Genomic DNA, 18,839 nt, shown 5'->3' with positions numbered 1-18,839 from the left:
GTTACGGCAGGACCACGCGGGGGTTGTCCGTGAGGGCGGGGAGCATGGTCCAGGTGCGGGCTGGGAAGAGGGGTTGGGTGGTGAGGAGGGTGCCGGATTTGTGGCGTTCCTCCTGGAGGCGGCTGCCGTAGACCTCGCCGGCGATCGGGGTGAGCACCACGGCGAAGTCGCCCTTCGCCTTCACGCGGACGTCTCGGGTTCTGTTCGCTGGGATCTCCAGCTCGTACGGCGACTCCGCCTTGCCCTTGGCTCCCACCACCTGCACCTGCACCTTGCCCGGCGTGCCCAGCGCGGTCAGGAGCAGGCGGGCGCCCGTGGTGTTGCGGGCGACGGCGCTGCCCAGGGCGAGTGAGGGGGTGCCGGCCGTGTACGCGACGTCCGGCTTCTCGCCCGTCCCGATGATCGTCACGCCGGCCACTATGGGGGTCGGTGAGGTGAGGACGAGGGCCGCGGCGGAGCCGGCGATGCCGGTCGTGACGTCGAGGGCCGCGACGGTGCCGGCCGGTACGTCGAGGGTCTCGCGGCCCTTCATCGCGTACTCGGCGTCCTCGCTGACCGCCCTGATCTGCACGGCGGCGTCCGTCTCGCCGGGGGCCGCGACGAGAAGCCGGCGCAGGCCGCCGCCCTTCGGGATGCCGGGGACGACGACGCGGGTGGCGGGCGTACCGGCCGCGGGGAGCCAGTCCACGCCCCCGCGCTCCAGGACCGTCCTGGCGGCCACGGCCACCCGCCCGAACGTGGTGGTGACGCTGACCGCCATCACGTCGGCCGACGGCGCGAGGGTCTTGAGGTCGATCTCGCGGTGCTCGCCCGGCTTGATCTCCAGGCCGATCCCCGCGTCGCCGGAGACGAGCCCTTCTACGGCGTAGACCTGCACGTCGGCCATGGCGGGCGCCTTGTCGGCGTTGGTGAGGTGCAGGCGTACGTCGGCGTCGGCCGGGCCGGGGCCGAGCAGCCAGGTGGCGGGAGCGGGCTCGGTGCACCGGACTCCGGCCAGGCCGCGGGCGGCGCCTGAGGTGGCGCGGGTGAGGTGGCCGGCCTCCAGGCCGCCTGGGCCCTTGGTGACGTACGGGCCGCCGCTCTCCATGGTCTCGGTGGTGAGGGAGCCGGGCAGGTAGACGTCCACGCGGCGGCCCTTGGCGCCGGGGCAGACGGTGGTGACGGACTCGACGGCCACCTTGGTGGGGCCGGTGGGCGGGGGCGGGAGGGGCGCGGGTCTGGTGACGTACGCGATGCCGTACATGGCGGCCAACGAGATCACGACGAGGGTCAGCAGGCCGAACCTGTTCTCCACGAACGTTTTCATCACGCCCCCGCCAGTGCCACGGCGCCCGCCTCCGCGCCTTCCTCCCGGCGCCGGCCGGGAGCCGCGAGGAGGGCCACGACCAGCACCATCGCGCCCTGGACGTACAGGTACATGGTGTGCAGGACGCCGACCGGCTGGGCCGGCACGCGGGTCACCGGCTCGGCCAGCCGCCACAACCCGCCGCCCGTCGCCGACAGGCTCATGCGTTCGAGCGACGGTTGCGAGTCGAGCGTCGCGGCCAGCGCGGCCGGTACGGGCGGCGCGACGGCGACCATCCCGATGCCCTGCTGGGCGAGCGTGGCCGCGTCGCCGCCCCGGCCGCCGACCAGGCCGCGCACGGCGTTGCCCACGCGGGCGCGCTCCTGGGAGCCGACGGGTAACTCGGACTCGCCGAGCAGCGGGCCGCGCCCGTGCAGCAGGGTGAACGACGAGCCCTTGAGCACGAGGGTGCGCTCGCCGTTCACGGTACGGGCGGCGGCCAGGGCAGGCATGACGTCGGGGGCGTCGCCGACCAGCGGCCCGCGTACGCCGGTGGTGATCCAGAACCCGGCGGCCAGCAGCGGCGTGCTGAACGCCACGGCCGCCACCGCGCCCGCGCCCAGCCGCCGCAGCCCGCCCGAGGCGCGCAGTTCGGGCAGCCGGTGCGCGGTCAGGCCCACGAGCACCACGAGCCCGGTCCCCGCGAACGCCAGCGGCACCCCTGGCCAGACCCGGGTCCCTTCGACGGTGATGCGGCTGACCAGGATGGCGGCCAGCACGCCGTACAGGGCGACGGCCCAGCCGATGGCGACGATCATCCGCTGGCGGCGCATGAGCAGCGCGGCCAGCGCGGTCAGGACGAGCCCGGCCGTCACCCAGTACGGCGGCAGTCCGGGACCTCCGGGGCTGAGGGCCAGCAGCGACTCGGGGGCGAGCGCCTGGTCCACCAGCGCGGGGTCGTGCAGCCCCGCCTCCAGCAGCAGCCTGCCGGGGTCGGTCACCAGGCTCGCCAGCCAGGGCAGCAGCAGCGCGGGCGGCACGGCGAGCGCGATGCCCATCGACACCGCGATCCCACCCCGCACACCCGAGCCGCGCCCCAAACGCCCACGCCCAGAGCCGTTCCGGCCAGAGCCATTCCGTCCAGAGCCATCCCGACCAGAACCGCCGCGCTTGGAGCCACGCCCAGAACCACCGCGCCCACTCCCGCGCCCACCGCCGTCAGGCCCGGCACCGCCGCGAAGCCGCCCGCCCACCTGACGGCCGGCCGGCGATCGGCCGGTGCCGCCGAAGGCCACGGCGCCGAGCACGCCCAGCACCGCGAACAGCGGATACACCAGCGGCACGAACGCCGTCCCGACCGCCAGCCACAACCCGAGCGCCCACGCGGCCCGCCGCGCCCTGCGCCGATCGGCGGCGAGCAGGGTGATGCCGAGCAGCCACGCGTACACGGGGACGAGCACGAACACCACCGCCGTCCCCAGCCGCCCGGCCGCGATGGCGCCGGTGGCGACGGGCAGCAGCGCGTACGTGCCCGCCGCCCACGCCCGCGCCGGCACCCCGGGGATGAGGTGCCGGGTGGCCAGGTACGCCGTCGCCCCGGCCAGCGGCACCGACCCCAGCAGCAGCACGGACACGGCGACCCACGTCTTGCCGAACGCCGGCGTGGACAGGGCGGCGAGCACGGCCACGTAGGGAGGAGCAGGGGCGGTCGAGCCGAGCCCGATGTCGTGGAACCCCTCGGTGGAGAACTCCCAGAGGTCGCGGGCCCCGCCGATCACCGGGACCAGCGCGCCGCCGCCGAGCCGTTCGCCGCCGAGCAGCGAGCGCTCGGCCACCAGCGTCACGAGCGTGAGCGCGACCATGAGGATGACGCCTGGCCGGCCGATGAACCGTTGGAAGGCCCCGGTGTCGGGCGGCGGCACGATCTCCTGATCGGGGTCGGCGGCGGCGACGTGGTGCCGCCCGGCCGAGTCCACGGGCGCCTGGCCGGCGAGGAAGCTCTGCACCATGTCGGTGAGCCGGCGCCAGGTGGCGCCACGGGGCGTCATCAGCCGTTTGATGCGCCCGTACCCCTTCTTGCGCCCGTTTCGGCGGGTCCGCCGCGCGCGCATCAGCCGGAACGGATGCGCCAGCACCGAGCCGAGCGCGACCACCTCGTCCAGGGCGTTCGCGGGTTGTTTGCTGACGATGAACAGCAGCGTGCGGAAGGCCGAGCCGAGCAGGTTGCGCAGCAGGGCCCAGAGCATGGCGCGGAACGGGAGGTTGGCCATCACCACGAAGATCGCGTTGCGCCGGTCGAGCCTGCGCGGGTGGTCGCCGCTGACCGTGATGCGGCGCCGCCTGCGGGCCGCCGCCTCGGCGTGCCAGGCGACGGCGGAGGTGACGTTGAGCACCTTGTGCCCGGCGTTGCGGACCCGCCAGCACAGGTCGAGGTCGTCGCGGAAGATCGGCAAAAACGGGTCGAGCCCGCCGGTACGCTCCCAGACGTCCCGTCTGATGAGCATGCCGGCCGTGGAGACCGACAGCACCTCCCGCGTCCCGTCGTGCTGCCCCTGGTCGAACTCCAGCGGTTCGAGCCCGGTGTCCCTGCGCCCGGTGCGGCCCACGGTCACGCCGATCTCCAGCAGCCGCCGCCGGTCGAGCCAGTCGCGCAGCTTGGGGCCGAGCACGGCGGCCTTCGGATCCTGGGCGGCGGCGGTGAGCAGCTGTTCCAGCGCGCGCCTGTCGGGGGCGCAGTCGTCGTGGAGCAGCCAGATCCACTCCTCGCGCCCGGCGGGCGGCAGCTTCGCCACCACCTCGGCGACCGCCTCGCCGAAACCGGTCGAACGGGGCAGGGAGAGCACGTTGCCGGGGCCGAGCGCCTGGGCCAGCAGGTCGGCGGAGCCGTCCCTGCTGCCGTTGTCGACGCCGGCCACGCGGTCCGGCCTGCGGCTCTGGTTGATCAGCGAACGCAGGGTCTCCCCCAGCCAGCGCGCGCCGTCATGGGCGACGACGATCGCGGTGACGTAGGGACGTGACATCGCTGGGGCTCCTGGGGGGATGATCAGGCGCGCCCACCATACAGTGACAAGCCGATCAAGAGATGCGAAAAGGGTCACACGGCGTTCCGCGTGACCCCTTCCCCCCTTGTCGTCCTATACGGCTTGGCGCTTGATCCGTCTGCGCTCCCGCTCGGACAGCCCACCCCAGATGCCGAAGCGCTCATCGTGCTCGAGTGCGTATTCCAGGCACTCGGCACGCACCTCGCACGATCGGCAGACCTTCTTGGCCTCTCGGGTGGAGCCGCCCTTCTCCGGGAAGAACGCCTCCGGATCCGTCTGCGCGCACAAGGCGCGTTCCTGCCAGCCGAGTTCTTCAGCGTCAAGCTGTTCCTGTGCGATGACCGGATCGGTCACTGCACACCTCCCTGCCGCCCGCCCGCAATGGAGCCCCCCATGGACGCCTTCCTTATTACCCACCCACGGGAAGGCGTAACAACATGGTTGTAATTACACGCGTGTGCTGTACGCGGCGTCAAGCGGCATGCAGGTATCCGGGGAAAGACCAGGTCTCGCCCCGGTGTGCTCGGCATGTCATGTTCGAAGCCGGACTGACACCGTGCGCGTGGCGTCGTCCTGGCTCGTGCAACACTCTCAGCGGTCGGAACCGTACCAGGGCGGGAAAGACGCCCGCCCGTGGCCCACCTTCTCTCTAGTCCTTCATTGCCGGTCCGTTACCTGCGTGGCTCGTTGGGGGTGTATATGGCGGTCGGGTCGATGGGGTCGTCCCCCGGCCCGCGCTGATCGCCGAACGCGCCCTGCTGGAACTGGTCCAGCCGCATCGTGGAGTCCGCAGGTGCGCCCTCCCACTGGCCCTGCTGGCCCGCAGGGGCCTGGTGGGTGGGCTGGTACTGGCCCTGCTGCGGCTCGTACCCGGCGCCCTGGGGGTGGCCGAACGGGTCGTCGTACGGGCGGGGCTGCGGGGCACCGGCGTTCGACTGGTACGTGTCCGCCTGCTGGTAGGCGTCCATGAGCTGCTGGGAGCGCGGGTCCACGGGCGGGTCGGGCTCCTGGTAGGCGGGCTGGGCGAACTCGTGGCCCGAGTAGCCGGTGAACGGCTGCCCGCCCTGCTGCTGGTCGAAGGCGCTCTGCCCCTGGTACGAGACGTTGGGCGCGGTGTCGCCCGTGGGATACGCCTGGTCGTTCGCCTGAGGCGCGTACGGGCTCTGCTCGGGCTGCGGAGCGTACGGATTCGAGCTGGGCTGGCCGTACACGTTCGGCGTGCTGTCGGCCGGCACGTAAGGGGCCGGGGTGTACTCACCGGCCGGCGGAACCGAAGGGGTCGTGTCCGCGGGAGCGTAGGACTGCTGCTGGTCGAAGCCCTGAGAGGCGAAGGGCTGCGGCTCGGCCTGCTGCTCGAAACCTTGGGGGGCGAACGGCTGAGGCTCGGGCTGCTGCTGGTCCGACGGCGCGGCCGGCAGGGCGCCCCTGATCTGCGGGGCCGCCGGCGGCTCCGGCTGGCCGCCGAAGCTGGGCGGCTGCGGGCTGTAGCCCGGCGTGGAGGGCGGCTGCTGACCGTAGGCGGGAGCGGGGGGCTGCTCCTGGCCCTGAACGGGCTGCTGGCCGCTCATCGGCTGCTGGGCGTAGCCGGGCGTGGAGAGGGGCTGCCGGCCGTAACCGGGGGTCGAGGGAGGCTGCTGGCCGTAAGCGGGCGTGGGAGGGGGCTGCTGGCCGTAGGCCGGGTCCTGCTGGCCGAAGCCGGGCGTGGAAGGGGGCTGCTGGCCGTAGGCCGGGTCCTGCTGGCCGAAGCCGGGCGTGGAAGGGGGCTCCTGGCCGTAACCGGGGTGCGGGCCGGGAACCGGCTGCTGAGCGGGCTGGGCGGGCTGCTGGGCCTGCGCGGGCTGGCCGGGCTGGCCGGGGCCGGGCTGCTGGCCGCTCATCGGCTGCTGACCGTAGCCGGGCGCCGAGGGCTGCTGCTGGCCGTACGCCGGGTCCTGCTGGCCGTAGCCGGGCCCGCCGGGGGCCTGCTGGTTGTAGCCGGGCCCGCCGGGGGCCTGCTGGTTGTAGCCGGGCTGCTGCTGGAAGCCGGGCTGGCCGGGCCCCGCCTGAGGCTGTCCGGGCTGCCCGTACGGTGGCTGCTGGTCGAAGAAGCCGGGCTGCGGCCCGAACTGGCCGTGGTAGACCTGCGCCGCCGGCCGCTCGGGCAGCACCTGCGGAAGGAGGTAGACCAGGGCGATGGCGGTCAGGGCGAGGGAGGTGAGCCCGGTCAGCACGAACTCGATCACGCCGCGCCCGCCGAGCCCCGCGGCCAGCCCGGCGAAGAACGCCACGAGCCCGAACAGCGCGGCGAGGCCCAGACCGGCCGCCGCGCCGTACGCGATGGGCTTGGCCTTGGGCGACGGCTCGCCCACCTTGGTCATCAGGAGCACGGACCCGAGCAGCAGCGCCGTCACCACCGGGTTGGTCAGGCTCGACAGGTTGGTGGCCGCGCGTTCCGTGAACGACGACAAGGCCGACGACCCCACCAGAAGGTGGCCGATCGCCAGCAACACCCTGATCAACCCGGCGACGAGCATGATCCAAGCGGCCGGCTCCTTCAGCCGGGCTACGTCAAGTTTGCTCACAAGTACCCCCATCAGACCCATTGGTCCGAAGGGAGTTTGCCACATCACCGACTCAGCCGCCGGGAGTCACAGAAAGCACTTGCCTATCAAATCGGCTAATACCTCGACATATAAGGCGGACCGCTTCCGTAAAACAGATCCCGCGACGGGCTCGCCGCGAGCCGGTGGAAGACTGGTCCGCATGCATATCGTGTCCCTCGCCGGCGGCATCGGCGGCGCCCGGTTCCTGCGCGGCCTGCGCGCCGCCGCCCCCGACGCCTCCATCACCGTCATCGGCAACACGGGCGACGACATCACCCTGTTCGGCCTGCGCGTCTGCCCCGACCTCGACACCGTCATGTACACCCTCGGCGGCGGCATCGACGAGGAGCAGGGCTGGGGCAGGGCGAAGGAGTCCCACGTCGTCAAGGAGGAGCTGGCCGCGTACGGCGTCGAGCCGCAGTGGTTCGGGCTCGGCGACCGCGACTTCGCCACCCACATCGTGCGCTCGCAGATGCTGGAGGCCGGCTACCCGCTCTCCCAGATCACCGAGGCGCTCTGCGCGCGCTGGCAGCCGGGCGTGCGGCTGCTGCCGATGACCGACGACCGCTGCGAGACCCACGTCGTGATCGAGGACGACAACGGCAGGCGCGCGATCCACTTCCAGGAGTGGTGGGTACGCCTGCGCGCCTCGGTGCCGGCGCAGTCGTTCGCGCTGGTCGGGGCCGACACCGCCAAGCCCGCGCCGGGCGTGCTGGAGGCGATCGAGCAGGCCGACGTGGTGGTGCTGCCGCCGTCCAACCCGGTGGTGAGCATCGGCACGATCCTCCAGGTGCCGGGCATCCGCGAGGCGCTGCTGCCCAAGACCGTCGTCGGCGTCTCGCCGATCATCGGCGGCGCGCCGGTGCGCGGCATGGCCGACGCCTGCCTGACCGCCATCGGCGTCGAGACGACCGCGCAGGCCGTTCTCGGGCTGTACGGCGCCGAGCTGATCGACGGCTGGCTGGTGGCCGAGGAGGACGCCGGGGTCGCGCTCGACGGCGTCAAGGTGGTCGCCGGGCCGATTCTCATGCACGACGCCGACGCCGCGGCCGGCATCGCCCGTACCGCACTCGACCTCGCCCAGGAGCTCACCCGATGACCACCACTCCCCAGCACGTCGAAGTGATCGCGGTGACCGGCATCGGCGAGGTGCGGCCGGGCGACGACGTGGCGGCGCTGCTCGCCGGCGCGGACGTGCGCGACGGCGACATCGTGGTGGTCACGTCCAAGATCGTGAGCAAGGCGGAGGGCCGCGTACGCAACGCGCCCGACCGCACGGCGGCGATCGCGGAGGAGACCGCGCGGGTGGTCGCGCGGCGCGGCGACACCGTCATCACGCAGACCCGCCACGGCTTCGTGATGGCCGCCGCCGGGGTCGACGCCTCCAACACCGAGGCCGGCACGGTACTGCTGTTGCCCGAGGACTCCGACGCCTCGGCCCGGCGCATCAGGGCGGGCATCGGCCGCCGCGCCGGGGTGATCGTCTCCGACACGTTCGGGCGGCCGTGGCGCAACGGGCTGACCGACGTGGCGATCGGCGTGGCCGGGCTGCGCCCGCTCGACGACTACCGCGGCCGCGCCGACTCCTACGGCAACCAGCTGAGCGCCACGGTCACCGCGCTGGCCGACGAGATCGCGAGCGCGGCCGAGCTGGTCAAGGGCAAGCTCGACGGCGTCCCCGTGGCGATCGTGCGCGGGCTCGCCCATCTGGTGACCGACGACGACGGGCCAGGCGTCCGTCCGCTGGTGCGCCCGGCCGACGAGGACCTGTTCCGTCACGGCTCGCGTGACGTGGTGTTCGCCCGCCGGACGATCAGGGAGTTCTCCGGCGAGCCCGTCGATCCGGCGGCGGTGCGCAGGGCGGTCGCGGCGGGCATCGCGGCGCCCGCGCCGCACCACACGACGCCGTGGCGGTTCGTGCTGCTGGAGTCGCCCGAGACCAGGACGAAGCTGCTCGACGCCATGCGCGAGGCGTGGATCGCCGACCTGCGCGGCGACGGCTTCTCCGAGGAGTCGATCGCCAAGCGGGTCAGGCGCGGCGACGTGCTGCGCAACGCTCCTTACCTGGTCGTGCCCTGCCTGGTCATGGAGGGCTCCCACACCTACCGCGACGACCGGCGCAACGCCTCGGAGCGGGAGATGTTCGTGGTGGCGACGGGCGCGGGGGTGGAGAACTTCCTCATCCAGCTCGCCGTCGAGGGGCTGGGCTCGGCGTGGGTGTCGTCCACGATGTTCTGCCGGCCGGTGGTGCGCGAGGTGCTCGACCTGCCCGAGTCGTGGGACCCGATGGGCTGCGTGGCCGTCGGTCACGCAGCCGCGCCGCCGCGCGACCGCGCGCCCCGCGACCCGGCCGACTTCATCGTCGTCCGCTGACGGTCAGGTCGTCGGCTTGCAGGTGGGGTGGCACAGGCGGCGGGCCAGCGCGGCGAGGAACACGTCGATGATCTCGCCGGGCTCCTGCGCCTCGTGCAGCGAGCCGTTGGTGGCGGCGGCGATCTGCGCCAGTCCGTCGCGGTCCACGCCCTTGCCGAAGGCGATGACGATGATCTGGACGGGCCGGTCGGGGTCCCACTCCTCGCGCAGCCGCCGTACGAGGTCGGGCAGCTTGACGCCCTTGCCGTCGTCCTTGCCCGCGGTGATGACCAGGAGTGAGTTGTTCATCTCCTCCCGGTAGTCGCTCGTCACCCTGCGGAAGCCGCTGAGCACCGCGTCGTACAGGGAACTGCCGCGGCGCGGATGCGCGGTGATCGTGCTGGTCAGCTCGTCGAGGCGGCCCTTGCGGACGACCTGGCCGCGCTCCGGCTCGCTGATCGGGCCGAGGCCGACGAGCTGCCGGTAGCCCTTGATGCCGCCGATGCCGTCGGCGAACTCCCACAGGCCCATGTGCGTGGAGTCGGGGAAGAGCCGCAGGCCGATCTTGGCGGCTTCGAGGGCGACGTCCAGCCGGGGGCGGCCGTTCAGCCGCTCGGCCATGTGCTCGGAGGTGTCGGCCAGGACGAGGATGTTCGTGGCGGGGGCCAGGCGGCTCCAGGCGCGCAGGGCCTCGTCGATGTCGTCCGGTGAGACCGACGTCCTGGTCAGGGGCGCGGTGGTGGGGAGCTGCGGTCCCGGCGAGATCGGGCCCTGGCGGCCGTCGCCCGACCTGAACCCGGCCCGCCTGACGATCTCCTGCGCCCGCGGGCCGCTCAGCCACGCGGCGAACGCGCTGGACGCCTCGGCCACGGCCGGGTCGCCGGCGGTCACGACGTACGGGTAGTCGAGGTTGATCGTGCCCTCGCGCGGGTGCAGCGCCACCACCGGGTCGGCCGACGGCCGCAGGCCGTGCTGGAAGACCGACTGCTCAGGCACGATCACGACGGGCCGCTGCCAGAACGTGCGGTCGTCCACGGCGGCCAGCATGCTGCGGTAGTCGGGCGCGGAGCCGGCCTGCGCCCACCGGACGAACGCGGTCAGCGCCTTGTCGGCGTCGGGCCCCGAGCCGACGACGTCCCGCGCGGCGGCCACGGTCGCGATGCCGGCGCCGGCCAGCGAGGGGTCGGGCACGCGGACGACGTCGGGCTCGTCGGCGGTGGGCGCCAGCCGCCCGCGTACGGTCGAGGGGAAGACCATCCGCCAGTTCATCTGCGTGCCGCCCACCGAGAAGCGCCTGGCCAGCGACGACCGCGTGGCGAACACCAGCGGCGAACTGGCCACCACGCTCTCCTCGGCCGGCAGCGCGCTCGCGCCCTGCTGGCGGGCCAGCCTGATCCAGGCCGACGAGTCGGCGATCCAGCCGTCGGGCCGCTCGCGCAGCACGCCGGCCCGGTCGCCGATGAGCGTGCGCAGAACCGTGGCCGGCGGCTGCTCGGTCACCTGGACGAGCACGCACCGGCCACCCGCGGCCGTCTTGGTCGCGTTGAACGCGTCGGCCGCCTCCATGACGGCCGGCGCGATGTCCACGGCGGCCGCGACGTCGACCAGAACAGGCTCTCGCGTGCGGCACAGCAGGCCGCCGCCGCCGAAGACGACGACGAGACCGGCCGCGACGATCGCCACGGCCGTCAGCCCCGCCAGCATGCCGCGCCTGAGCGCTTTCCTGCGGCGCTGCTCGGGGGACAGCGCGGCGTGGTGCCGACCCAACCGCACGGTGAACCTCTCTCCCGGGGGAGTGACGATTCTCCCAGCGCCTCACCTGGCGCACGCAAGGCGTTGTTAGAACATGTTACAACTAGGCCAGTGGCAGGACCCTTCTGACGCTCTGGCAGACGCCGTCGCTGGCCGCCGAGGCCGCCAGCCGCTCCGCGCTCGGGACGCCGTACTCGGTGGTGCGCTGCCTGACCGGGCGGCCGCTCACCTCGACCATCGCGCGCAGCTCGCTGATCGTCTTGTACGACCCGTTCTCCGACCCGGCCATCCGGCTGATCGTCTCCTCCATGAGCGTGCCGCCGAGGTCGTTGACCCCGCCCTGGAGCACCTGGCGGCACAGGTCGTCCTGGAGCTTGACCCAGGAGCACTGGATGTTGGCGATGGCGCCGTGCAGCAGAATCCTGGCCAGCGCGTGCACGGCCCTGTTCTCCTGTGCGGTGGGGCCCGGCCTGGCCACGCCCGCGAGGTAGATGGGCGCGCTGGTGTGCACGAACGGCAGCAGCACGAACTCCGAGAAACCGCCCGTCTCCTCCTGCAGACTGCGGATGAGCTTGATGTGCCTGACCCAGTGCAGGTGGTTGTCCACGTGGCCGTACATCATGGTCGAGGTGGTGGGGATGCCCACCCGGTGGGCGGTGGTGATGACCTCGATCCACTCCTTGGCCGGCAGCTTGCCCTTGGTGAGCACCCAGCGCACGTCGTCGTCGAGGATCTCGGCCGCGGTGCCGGGCAGCGAGTCCACGCCGGCCTCCTTGGCGGCCTCCAGCCAGTCGCGGATGGACAGGTTCGTCCGGCTTGCGCCGTTGATGACCTCCATCGGGGAGAACGCGTGCACGTGCATGTCCGGCGTGCGCTCCTTGACCGCCCGCGCGATGTCGAAGTACGCGGTGCCGGGCAGGTCGGGGTGGATGCCGCCCTGCATGCACACCTCGGTCGCCCCGGCCGCCCACGCCTCCTCGGCCCGGTCGGCGACCTGGTCGAGGCTCAGGGTGTAGGCGTCGGCGTCGGTCCTGCGCTGGGCGAAGGCGCAGAAGCGGCAGCCGGTGTAGCAGACGTTGGTGAAGTTGATGTTGCGGTTGACGACGTAGGTGACGTCGTCGCCCACCGCTTCACGGCGCAGCCCGTCGGCGATGGCGGCCAGCTCGTCCAGCGCCTCACCGTCGGCGCCGAGCAGGGCCACGGCCTCGGCGTCCGTCAGCCCGGCCGGGTCGGACCCGGCGCGCCGCAGCGCCTGCCGCACGTCGCTCGGCGTCGCGGCGGCGACCGTGCCGAGCCGCTCGCGCAGGGCGTCCCAGTCGCCGTAGACGTGGTCGAAGTCGTCGCGGCGGTCGTGGGTGCGGCCGGTCGTGTCCACCTCGACGTGCAGGTCCACCCGGCCGGACGCGGCGAACCCGCCGTCGGGCTCCTGCCACGGGCGGCCCTCGAGCACCGCGTCCTCGCGGGCCAGCCCGGTCTCGGGGTCGGCGAGCGCGGCGACGTGGGCGAACAGGCGGGGGTCGAGCCAGGGCTCGCCGGCGCGGACGTACTCGGGGTAGATGGTCAGGCGTTCCCTGAGCGCGAACCCGGCATCGCGCGTACGTGCCGCCAGCTCGTCGATCTGCGGCCACGGCCGCTCCGGGTTGACGTGGTCGGGGGTGAGCGGGGACACGCCGCCCCAGTCGTCGATGCCGGCCCTGATCATCAGCTCGTACTCGGCGTCCACCAGGTTGGGCGGCGCCTGGAGGCGGACGCGGGGGCCGAGCACGAGCCTGGCGACCGCGATCGTGGCGGCCAGCTCCTGCAGGTCGGCGTCCGGCAGGCCGCGCATCGCGGTGTCGGGCTTGGCGCGGAAGTTCTGCACGATGACCTCCTGGACACCGCCGTACTCCCTGGCCACCTTCCTGATCGCGAAGATCGACTCTGCGCGGTCCTCGACGGTCTCGCCGATGCCGATGAGGATGCCCGTGGTGAACGGCACGTTGGAGCGCCCGGCGTCCTCCAGCACCCGCAGCCGCACGGCCGGGTCCTTGTCGGGCGAGCCGTAGTGCGGCTGCCCCTTCTCCTCGTACAGCCGGCGCGACGTGGTCTCCAGCATCATTCCCATCGACGGCGCCACCGGCTTCAGCCGCTGCAGGTCACGCCAGCTCAGCACCCCTGGGTTGAGGTGCGGCAGCAGGCCGGTCTCCTCCAGCACCCTGATCGCCATGGCCCGTACGTAGGACAACGTGTCGTCATAGCCATGGGCGTCGAGCCACTCCCTCGCCTGGTGCCAGCGGTCCTCCGGCCGGTCGCCCAGCGTGAACAGCGCCTCCTTGCAGCCCATCGCCGCCCCCTGCCGGGCGATCTCCAGGACCTCGTCAGGGCTGAGGAACGGCGCGGGCAGCTTGTGGGGCGCAGTCGCGAACGTGCAGTAACCACAGCGGTCCCGGCACAGCCGGGTCAACGGGATGAAAACCTTCTTGCTGTAGGTGATGATCCCCTCGCGGCCGACGGCCCGCAGCCCGGCGTCGCGCACCCGGGAGGCGTGGTCGAGGAGCGTGTCGAGGTGGCCGTCACGGGCGTGCAGCAGGACGGTCGCCTCGGTGACGTCGAGCGTCTTGCCGTCCCTGGCGCGGGCGAGGGCGCGGCGGAGCGCGGAGTCAGAACTCATAAGGTGCACAGTACGTCGGCCTGAGTTCGCCGTACGCACCCAGGGTCGGCTCAGAACGACCGGTAGTCGCGCACCGGCATCCGCGGCCCCCTGGCCGGCGGGCGCAGCCCGGTGAGCCAGACCAGCACGGTCGCCCGGTGCCGATGCCCCGCGTACGGCTCCAGCAGCCGCAGCATCCCCCTGTCGTCGGTCTTCTCCCCCGTCAGGGCGTAGCCGACCAGCTTGGCCAGGTGGAAGTCGCCCACGCTGACCGCGTCGGGGTCGCCGAACGCCCGCTGCCGCACCTCCGCCGACGTCCACACCCCGACGCCGGGCAGCGCCCGCAACAGCCGGTCGAGCTCCTGCGTGGTGGCCGCCGCCTCCAGCTTGTCGGCATGCCAGGCCGCGGTGGCGATGGTCCGCGCGCGGACGGCCTCCGCGCCCGCCCGATGCCAGTGCCAGCTCGGGATCTGCCGCCACACCACGGGCTCCGGCACCACCCGCATGCCCTCGGGCGCCGGGCCAGGCGCGGGCTCGCCGTAGTGCGTCAGCAGCCAGCGCCAGGCCCGCCACGCCTCCCTGCCGACGACCTTCTGCTCCAGCACGGCGGGCACCAGCGCCTCCATGACGCGGCCGGTCCGCCCGATGCGCACCCCCGGATGCTTGCGTACGGCGTCGGCCAGCACCTCGTGCCGGACGCTGAACCCGGACAGGTCGTCGTCCGCGCCCAGCAGCGCGGGCAGCGTCTCCAGCGCCCAGTCGGCGCCCGGCCCCCACGCCCGCCCGAGCACGGTGCCGGCCGCGACGCTCACCCGGAGCGTGCAGGGCCCGTCGGGGGTCCTGGACGTGCGCCAGACCGAGCCGTCATTGCCCCTGCGCCAGGTGGGGTCGCCGCCGCCCCTGCGGTGCGGGTGCAGGGCCAGCTCGACGTCGAGCGGCCCGCCGGGCACCCACCTGCGCTCTTTCACACGTCCAGTCTGCCGTGTGCTCAGACGTCGCTGGAATAGCGCAGCGCCCGCTCGGGCAGCTCGACGCCCGGCCAGATGCGTACGCCGTGCTGCAGCTCGTTGCCGGGCCCCACGATCGCGCCGTCACCGATGACCGCGTCGCGCACCACCGTGCCGGCGCAGACGCGCGCGCCCTGGCCGAGCACGGAGTCGGTGACGGAGGCGCCCGCCTCGACCACGCAGCCGTCGCTCAGCACCGAGCCGGCCACCGTGGCGCCCGCCTCGATCACCGCTCCGGCGCCGACGGCCGTGCCGCCCAGCACCTTCGCCTCGGACGAGACCCGCGCGCCGTCGAGCGCCAGGTACTCGCCGGTCGGGCCGGGCAGCGCGGGCGAGGACAGCCGGCCCAGCACCAGGTCGCGCGAGCCCTGCACGAACGCGGCCGGCGTGCCGACGTCGAGCCAGTAGGTGCGGGTGGCGTAGCCCAGCACGAGCCGGCCCGACTCGATGAGCCCGGGGAACGTCTCGCGCTCGACCGACACGACCTCGTCGCGCGGGATCGAGTCGATCACCGAGCGGGTGAAGACGTAGCAGCCGGCGTTGATGCGGTTGGTGACGGGATTGGGCGTCTTCTCCAGGAAGGCCGTCACGCGGCCCTCGTCGTCGGTCGGCACGCAGCCGAACCGGCTCGGGTCGTCCACTTCCGTCAAATGGAGCGTTACAGCGGCCTCGCGCGCGCGGTGGAGGCGGATCTGCTCGCCGATGTCGTGGCCGGACAGGATGTCACCGTTGAGGATGAGCACCGGGTCGTCGCGCCCCGACGTGAGCGCCTCCGCGGCGTTGCGGATCGCGCCGCCGGTGCCGAGCGGGGTCTCCTCCGTCATGTACTCGAGCGTGAGCCCGAACCCCGAGCCGTCACCGAAGGCCGGTTCGAACATGGACGCCTTGTAGGAGGTCGCGAACACGATCCGGCGCACGCCGAACGATCGCGCCCGCGCCAGCTGGTGGGCCAGGAACGGCACTCCGGCGGTCGGCAGCAGCGGCTTCGGCGTGCCCAGTGTCAGCGGACGCAGGCGCGTGCCCTGCCCCCCGACCAGGAGGATCGCCTCGAGGTCTGGCAAAGAGCTCTCCATCACTCCGTGAGGTTACCGAACTATTCGATCGCGCGTTGATAGGAGCTGAGATGCGCCTCTGCCGAGGCGTCCCAGGTGAATTCGCGGGCCCTGGCGAGCCCCGCCTCCCGCAGTTGCCGCCTGCGCTCGGGCGAGGCCAGCAGCTGGCCCAGCGCGGTGGCGATGCTGTCGGCGTCGGGCTCGGTGTAGGCGACGGCGTCGCCGCCGACCTCGGGCAGCGACGAACGGTGAGTCGTCAGCACCGGCGCGCCGCAGGCCATGGCCTCCAGCACCGGCAGCCCGAACCCCTCGCCGCGCGAGGGGAAGGCCACGACGAGCGCGCCGCCGAGGAAGCCCGGCAGGTCGGGCGCGCTGAGGTAGCCGGGCCTGATCACCCTGACCGTGGCCTCGACCTCCCGGCAGGCGGCGTCCACGTCGTCCTCGTGCACGCCGCCGCCGATGACCAGCGCGGGCGGCCGGTCGAGCCGCTTGACGGCGGCCGCGAAGCCGCGGATGAGGTTGGGAACGTTCTTGCGGGGGTCGAGCGCGCCCAGGAACGCGACGTACGGCTGGCCGTGCAGCCCGCACCTCGTGGCCGCCCGCTGGATCTCCTCCTCGGTCGGCGGGTGGAACTGCGCCAGGTCGACGCCGTGGTAGGCGACGTCGATGCGGGTGGGGTCGGCGGCGAGCACGCGGACCAGCTCGTCCCTGGTGGCCTTGGACGGCACGATGATGCGCCGGGCGTGTCGGACGGCGGTGCGGGTGGCCGAGCGGAAGAAGGAGGCGCGCGGGCTGTGCTGGTCGGGCTCGGTGAACCAGGTCGCGTCGTGCACGGTCACCACGGTCGGCACGCCGGAGCCGAGCGGGATGGAGTAGTAGGGGGCGTGGATGACGTCGGCGCCCGCCTTGCGGGCCAGCAGCGGCAGGCCGCTCTGCTCCCACGCGAGCCTGGCGGCTCTGTTGGTGATGGCGACGGGGCCGGGGATGATCTGGGCGGACGGCGCGAGGCGCCGGTAGCGTTCGGCTTCGGAACGCTGGCAGACGACGGACAGCTCGGCGCCGGCGCGGTCGAGCGCGGCCACGAGCCCGTCCACGTATCTGATCAGCGCGCCGCGGTCCGCGGGGACCGCCGCCGCATCGACGAGCACACGAGGCATACGAAGATCTTCTCCCCTCAAGATCAACGTGGGACGGGCGTCCCCCTCTTGAAATTTCAGCTTATGACCAGCCTCCCCTAAATCGTGGGCCAAATCACACCGAGTCGCGACGAGCTGCGATTCCAGCGGTTCCGGCGCAGATCAGGTCACCGGCGATGATCACAATCCGGGAGGCGAGGGCGACCGCGATGGCGGAGCCCCGGTCGAGCTGCGGGGCGAGCACCGCGACCATGGCCAGCTCCCTGACGCCCGCGCCCGCGGGGATCACGAAGGTCATGATGCCGAGGCACCAGGACAGCGCGAACGCGCCGATGGCGAAGACCAGGCCGCCCTGCGGGACGACGAAGTAGAGGTGCACGCCGTAGGACACCCAGCCGGCCAGCGCCCAGGCGAGCGCGGTCAGCATGCCGCGCCTGGTCAGCGGCCGTTCGAGCGGCTCGCGCTTCAGCTTGCGCAGGGCGAAGCCGATCACCGCGTTGACGACCCTGGGCTCCAGCAGCACGAGCAGCAGCGGGATGAACAGCAGCAGCCAGCCGTATCGGTCCCAGCCGAGCGTGACGAGCGTGACCAGCAGGCCGGTGGCGAGCTGGACGGGCATCATCAGGAAGAACGCCGTCGCGCTGCGCGAGCGCGGCACGCCGAGGTCGCGGCCCATCTCCATCTGGGCGAGCATCGGCCAGACCGTGCCGGGGATGTATTTGCCGAGCTGGCCGACGAAGAACACCTTCGCGGCCGGGCGCAGGCGCAGCGGCGAGCCGAGGTCGGCCAGCAGGGTGCGCCAGGTCAGCATGGCTCCGAGCAGCGCGGCGACCACGGCGACCAGCGAGCCGGCGAGCGCGGGGACCGACAGCCTGGCGAACCCGGCCACCACGGCGTCCCACTCCCTGATCACCGCCCACGCGCCGAAGCCGAGCGCGACGGCCAGGAAGCCGTATCTCACCAACCGGCGAGCCGGTGAGCGCCGGGGCACGGCCTCGGAGGCGGCCTCGTCGGTGGTCACAGCGGCCGCACCCGCTCGGGCGGCTGCGGCAGGTGCGCGCCCACCGGGCGGCGGGCCCGCTTGGTCGCCACCCACAGGTACGTCGGCACGACCGGCAGCAGCAGCTTGAGCACTCCGCGCGGCGTACGTGACAGGACGGCCTTGACCACCTTGCCGAGCACACCCGGGAACAGCTCGCCGCCCGCGAACTTGGTCGGCGTGGCGAGCACGGGGAAGGTGTAGTCCCAGACGTGGAAGGCCCGCAGCATCTTGCGCAGCCCGCGCCGCGTCCTGAACCGCTCGTAGTAGTGGTCGGCCCGGCCGGACGCGCGGACGTAGCGGTCGGCGAGGGCCGGCGGCAGGTAGGACAGGAACGGCAACTTGTAGTGGGGCTCCATGATGCCGAGCCGGTTGCCGAGCCCCAGGTAGAGCACGCCGTCGTCGGACAGCACCCGGTGCATCTCGGCCACCACCGCGTCGGGGTCGACGACGTGCTCGTAGATGTGGTTGAAGACCAGCACGTCGATCGAGCCGTCGGGGAACGGCAGCGCCGTGCCGTCGCCGCAGACGAACGCCACCCGTTCGCCGAACCGGTCGGCCGCCTTGCGCAGCCCCGGCACGTCGATGTCGATGCCCAGCGTGTGGCGGGCACCGGCCTGCGCCAGCTCGTCGGCGATGAAGCCGGCCGAGCAGCCGACGTCGCCCACCGTGAGCCCGTCGAGCGGCCCGTGGAAGTGCTCGAGGACGGCGATGATCTTCGCCGCCTTCCGCCGGCGCTTCTCCTCGTCGAGCATGGCGGACTGGAACTCCGAGTATTCGAGCTGCGCGACCCGTTCTTTCACCACGACTCCCAACCGTACCGACCTCTGCGCCCATCCGACGTCGAACCGCTTTGGCACGGTGGCCGACCACGCGCTGGAGAACGCGGGCGGGACCGGGGAGGGCGTGGGGCGCGCTGGCGCTGGTGGCCGCCGTCGTCTGGCTTTACCAGGCGTACCGCGCG

The 18,839-nt window shown here is 72.9% G+C and carries 13 protein-coding genes; 2 read left to right on the top strand and 11 right to left on the bottom strand.

Features of this window, described 5'->3' with window-relative positions:
* Window position 1: 1 nt before the first annotated feature.
* The 4 genes from AB0K18_RS33000 to AB0K18_RS32985 all read right to left on the bottom strand — a co-directional run bounded on the left by AB0K18_RS33000 (window position 2) and on the right by AB0K18_RS32985 (window position 6,887).
* Complete coding sequence (locus AB0K18_RS33000; RefSeq protein WP_364922223.1) at window positions 2-1,306, bottom strand: DUF5719 family protein; 1,305 nt, start codon at window positions 1,304-1,306, stop codon at window positions 2-4.
* A complete protein-coding gene (locus AB0K18_RS32995; RefSeq protein ID WP_364922221.1) occupies window positions 1,306-4,305 on the bottom strand; it encodes a glycosyltransferase family 2 protein in 3,000 nt (999 codons plus the stop codon). Before AB0K18_RS32995 ends, AB0K18_RS33000 begins: the two co-directional genes overlap by 1 nt.
* Window positions 4,306-4,419: 114 nt before the next feature.
* Window positions 4,420-4,680, bottom strand: coding sequence for a WhiB family transcriptional regulator (locus AB0K18_RS32990; RefSeq protein WP_176903063.1), 261 nt, complete (start codon window positions 4,678-4,680; stop codon window positions 4,420-4,422).
* A gap of 317 nt (window positions 4,681-4,997) precedes the next feature.
* Window positions 4,998-6,887, bottom strand: a complete 1,890-nt coding sequence (locus tag AB0K18_RS32985) for a hypothetical protein (protein ID WP_364922218.1) — start codon at window positions 6,885-6,887, stop codon at window positions 4,998-5,000.
* Between the two features lie 181 nt (window positions 6,888-7,068).
* Between AB0K18_RS32985 and cofD the strand changes: the two genes are divergently transcribed.
* Both cofD and AB0K18_RS32975 read left to right on the top strand, forming a co-directional pair.
* The gene (gene cofD / locus AB0K18_RS32980; RefSeq protein ID WP_364922217.1) at window positions 7,069-8,007 is read left to right on the top strand and encodes a 2-phospho-L-lactate transferase; all 939 of its coding nucleotides are present in this window, start codon (window positions 7,069-7,071) and stop codon (window positions 8,005-8,007) included.
* Window positions 8,004-9,281, top strand: coding sequence for a coenzyme F420-0:L-glutamate ligase (locus AB0K18_RS32975; protein ID WP_364922214.1), 1,278 nt, complete (start codon window positions 8,004-8,006; stop codon window positions 9,279-9,281). The genes cofD and AB0K18_RS32975 overlap by 4 nt, the downstream gene beginning before the upstream one ends.
* Window positions 9,282-9,284: 3 nt before the next feature.
* On the opposite strand, the gene AB0K18_RS32970 is transcribed toward AB0K18_RS32975, so the two are convergent.
* The 7 genes from AB0K18_RS32970 to AB0K18_RS32940 form a co-directional block, all read right to left on the bottom strand.
* Complete coding sequence (locus AB0K18_RS32970; protein ID WP_364922212.1) at window positions 9,285-11,033, bottom strand: substrate-binding and VWA domain-containing protein; 1,749 nt, start codon at window positions 11,031-11,033, stop codon at window positions 9,285-9,287.
* A gap of 82 nt (window positions 11,034-11,115) precedes the next feature.
* Window positions 11,116-13,662, bottom strand: coding sequence for a bifunctional FO biosynthesis protein CofGH (locus AB0K18_RS32965; RefSeq protein WP_364922210.1), 2,547 nt, complete (start codon window positions 13,660-13,662; stop codon window positions 11,116-11,118).
* A 50-nt stretch (window positions 13,663-13,712) separates the two neighbouring features.
* Entirely contained in the window at window positions 13,713-14,609 is an 897-nt protein-coding gene (locus AB0K18_RS32960; protein ID WP_364922208.1) for a DNA-3-methyladenine glycosylase 2 family protein, read from the bottom strand.
* Between the two features lie 20 nt (window positions 14,610-14,629).
* Entirely contained in the window at window positions 14,630-15,721 is a 1,092-nt protein-coding gene (locus AB0K18_RS32955; protein WP_364922205.1) for an NDP-sugar synthase, read from the bottom strand.
* A 20-nt stretch (window positions 15,722-15,741) separates the two neighbouring features.
* Complete coding sequence (locus AB0K18_RS32950) at window positions 15,742-16,857, bottom strand: glycosyltransferase family 1 protein (RefSeq protein WP_364922203.1); 1,116 nt, start codon at window positions 16,855-16,857, stop codon at window positions 15,742-15,744.
* A 94-nt stretch (window positions 16,858-16,951) separates the two neighbouring features.
* A complete protein-coding gene (locus AB0K18_RS32945) occupies window positions 16,952-17,857 on the bottom strand; it encodes a lysylphosphatidylglycerol synthase domain-containing protein (RefSeq protein ID WP_364922201.1) in 906 nt (301 codons plus the stop codon).
* Entirely contained in the window at window positions 17,854-18,681 is an 828-nt protein-coding gene (locus AB0K18_RS32940) for a methyltransferase domain-containing protein (protein WP_364922198.1), read from the bottom strand. Before AB0K18_RS32940 ends, AB0K18_RS32945 begins: the two co-directional genes overlap by 4 nt.
* Between the last annotated feature and the right edge of the window lie 158 nt (window positions 18,682-18,839).

The sequence above is a fragment of the Nonomuraea sp. NPDC049421 genome (assembly GCF_040677005.1).
Lineage (GTDB): Bacteria > Actinomycetota > Actinomycetes > Streptosporangiales > Streptosporangiaceae > Nonomuraea > Nonomuraea salmonea.
The sequence above is the reverse complement of the archived record's forward strand: the minus strand, read 5'-3'. Positions and strand labels throughout refer to the sequence as shown.

Bases quoted from the DNA above. Each gene is read 5' to 3' on its own strand.
- AB0K18_RS32955 (WP_364922205.1), bottom strand. From the start codon at position 15,721: ATGGAGAGCTCTTTGCCAGACCTCGAGGCGATCCTCCTGGTCGGGGGG.
- AB0K18_RS32975 (WP_364922214.1), top strand. From the start codon at position 8,004: ATGACCACCACTCCCCAGCACGTCGAAGTGATCGCGGTGACCGGCATC.
- AB0K18_RS32950 (WP_364922203.1), bottom strand. From the start codon at position 16,857: ATGCCTCGTGTGCTCGTCGATGCGGCGGCGGTCCCCGCGGACCGCGGC.
- AB0K18_RS33000 (WP_364922223.1), bottom strand. From the start codon at position 1,306: ATGAAAACGTTCGTGGAGAACAGGTTCGGCCTGCTGACCCTCGTCGTG.
- cofD (WP_364922217.1), top strand. From the start codon at position 7,069: ATGCATATCGTGTCCCTCGCCGGCGGCATCGGCGGCGCCCGGTTCCTG.
- AB0K18_RS32965 (WP_364922210.1), bottom strand. From the start codon at position 13,662: ATGAGTTCTGACTCCGCGCTCCGCCGCGCCCTCGCCCGCGCCAGGGAC.
- AB0K18_RS32995 (WP_364922221.1), bottom strand. From the start codon at position 4,305: ATGTCACGTCCCTACGTCACCGCGATCGTCGTCGCCCATGACGGCGCG.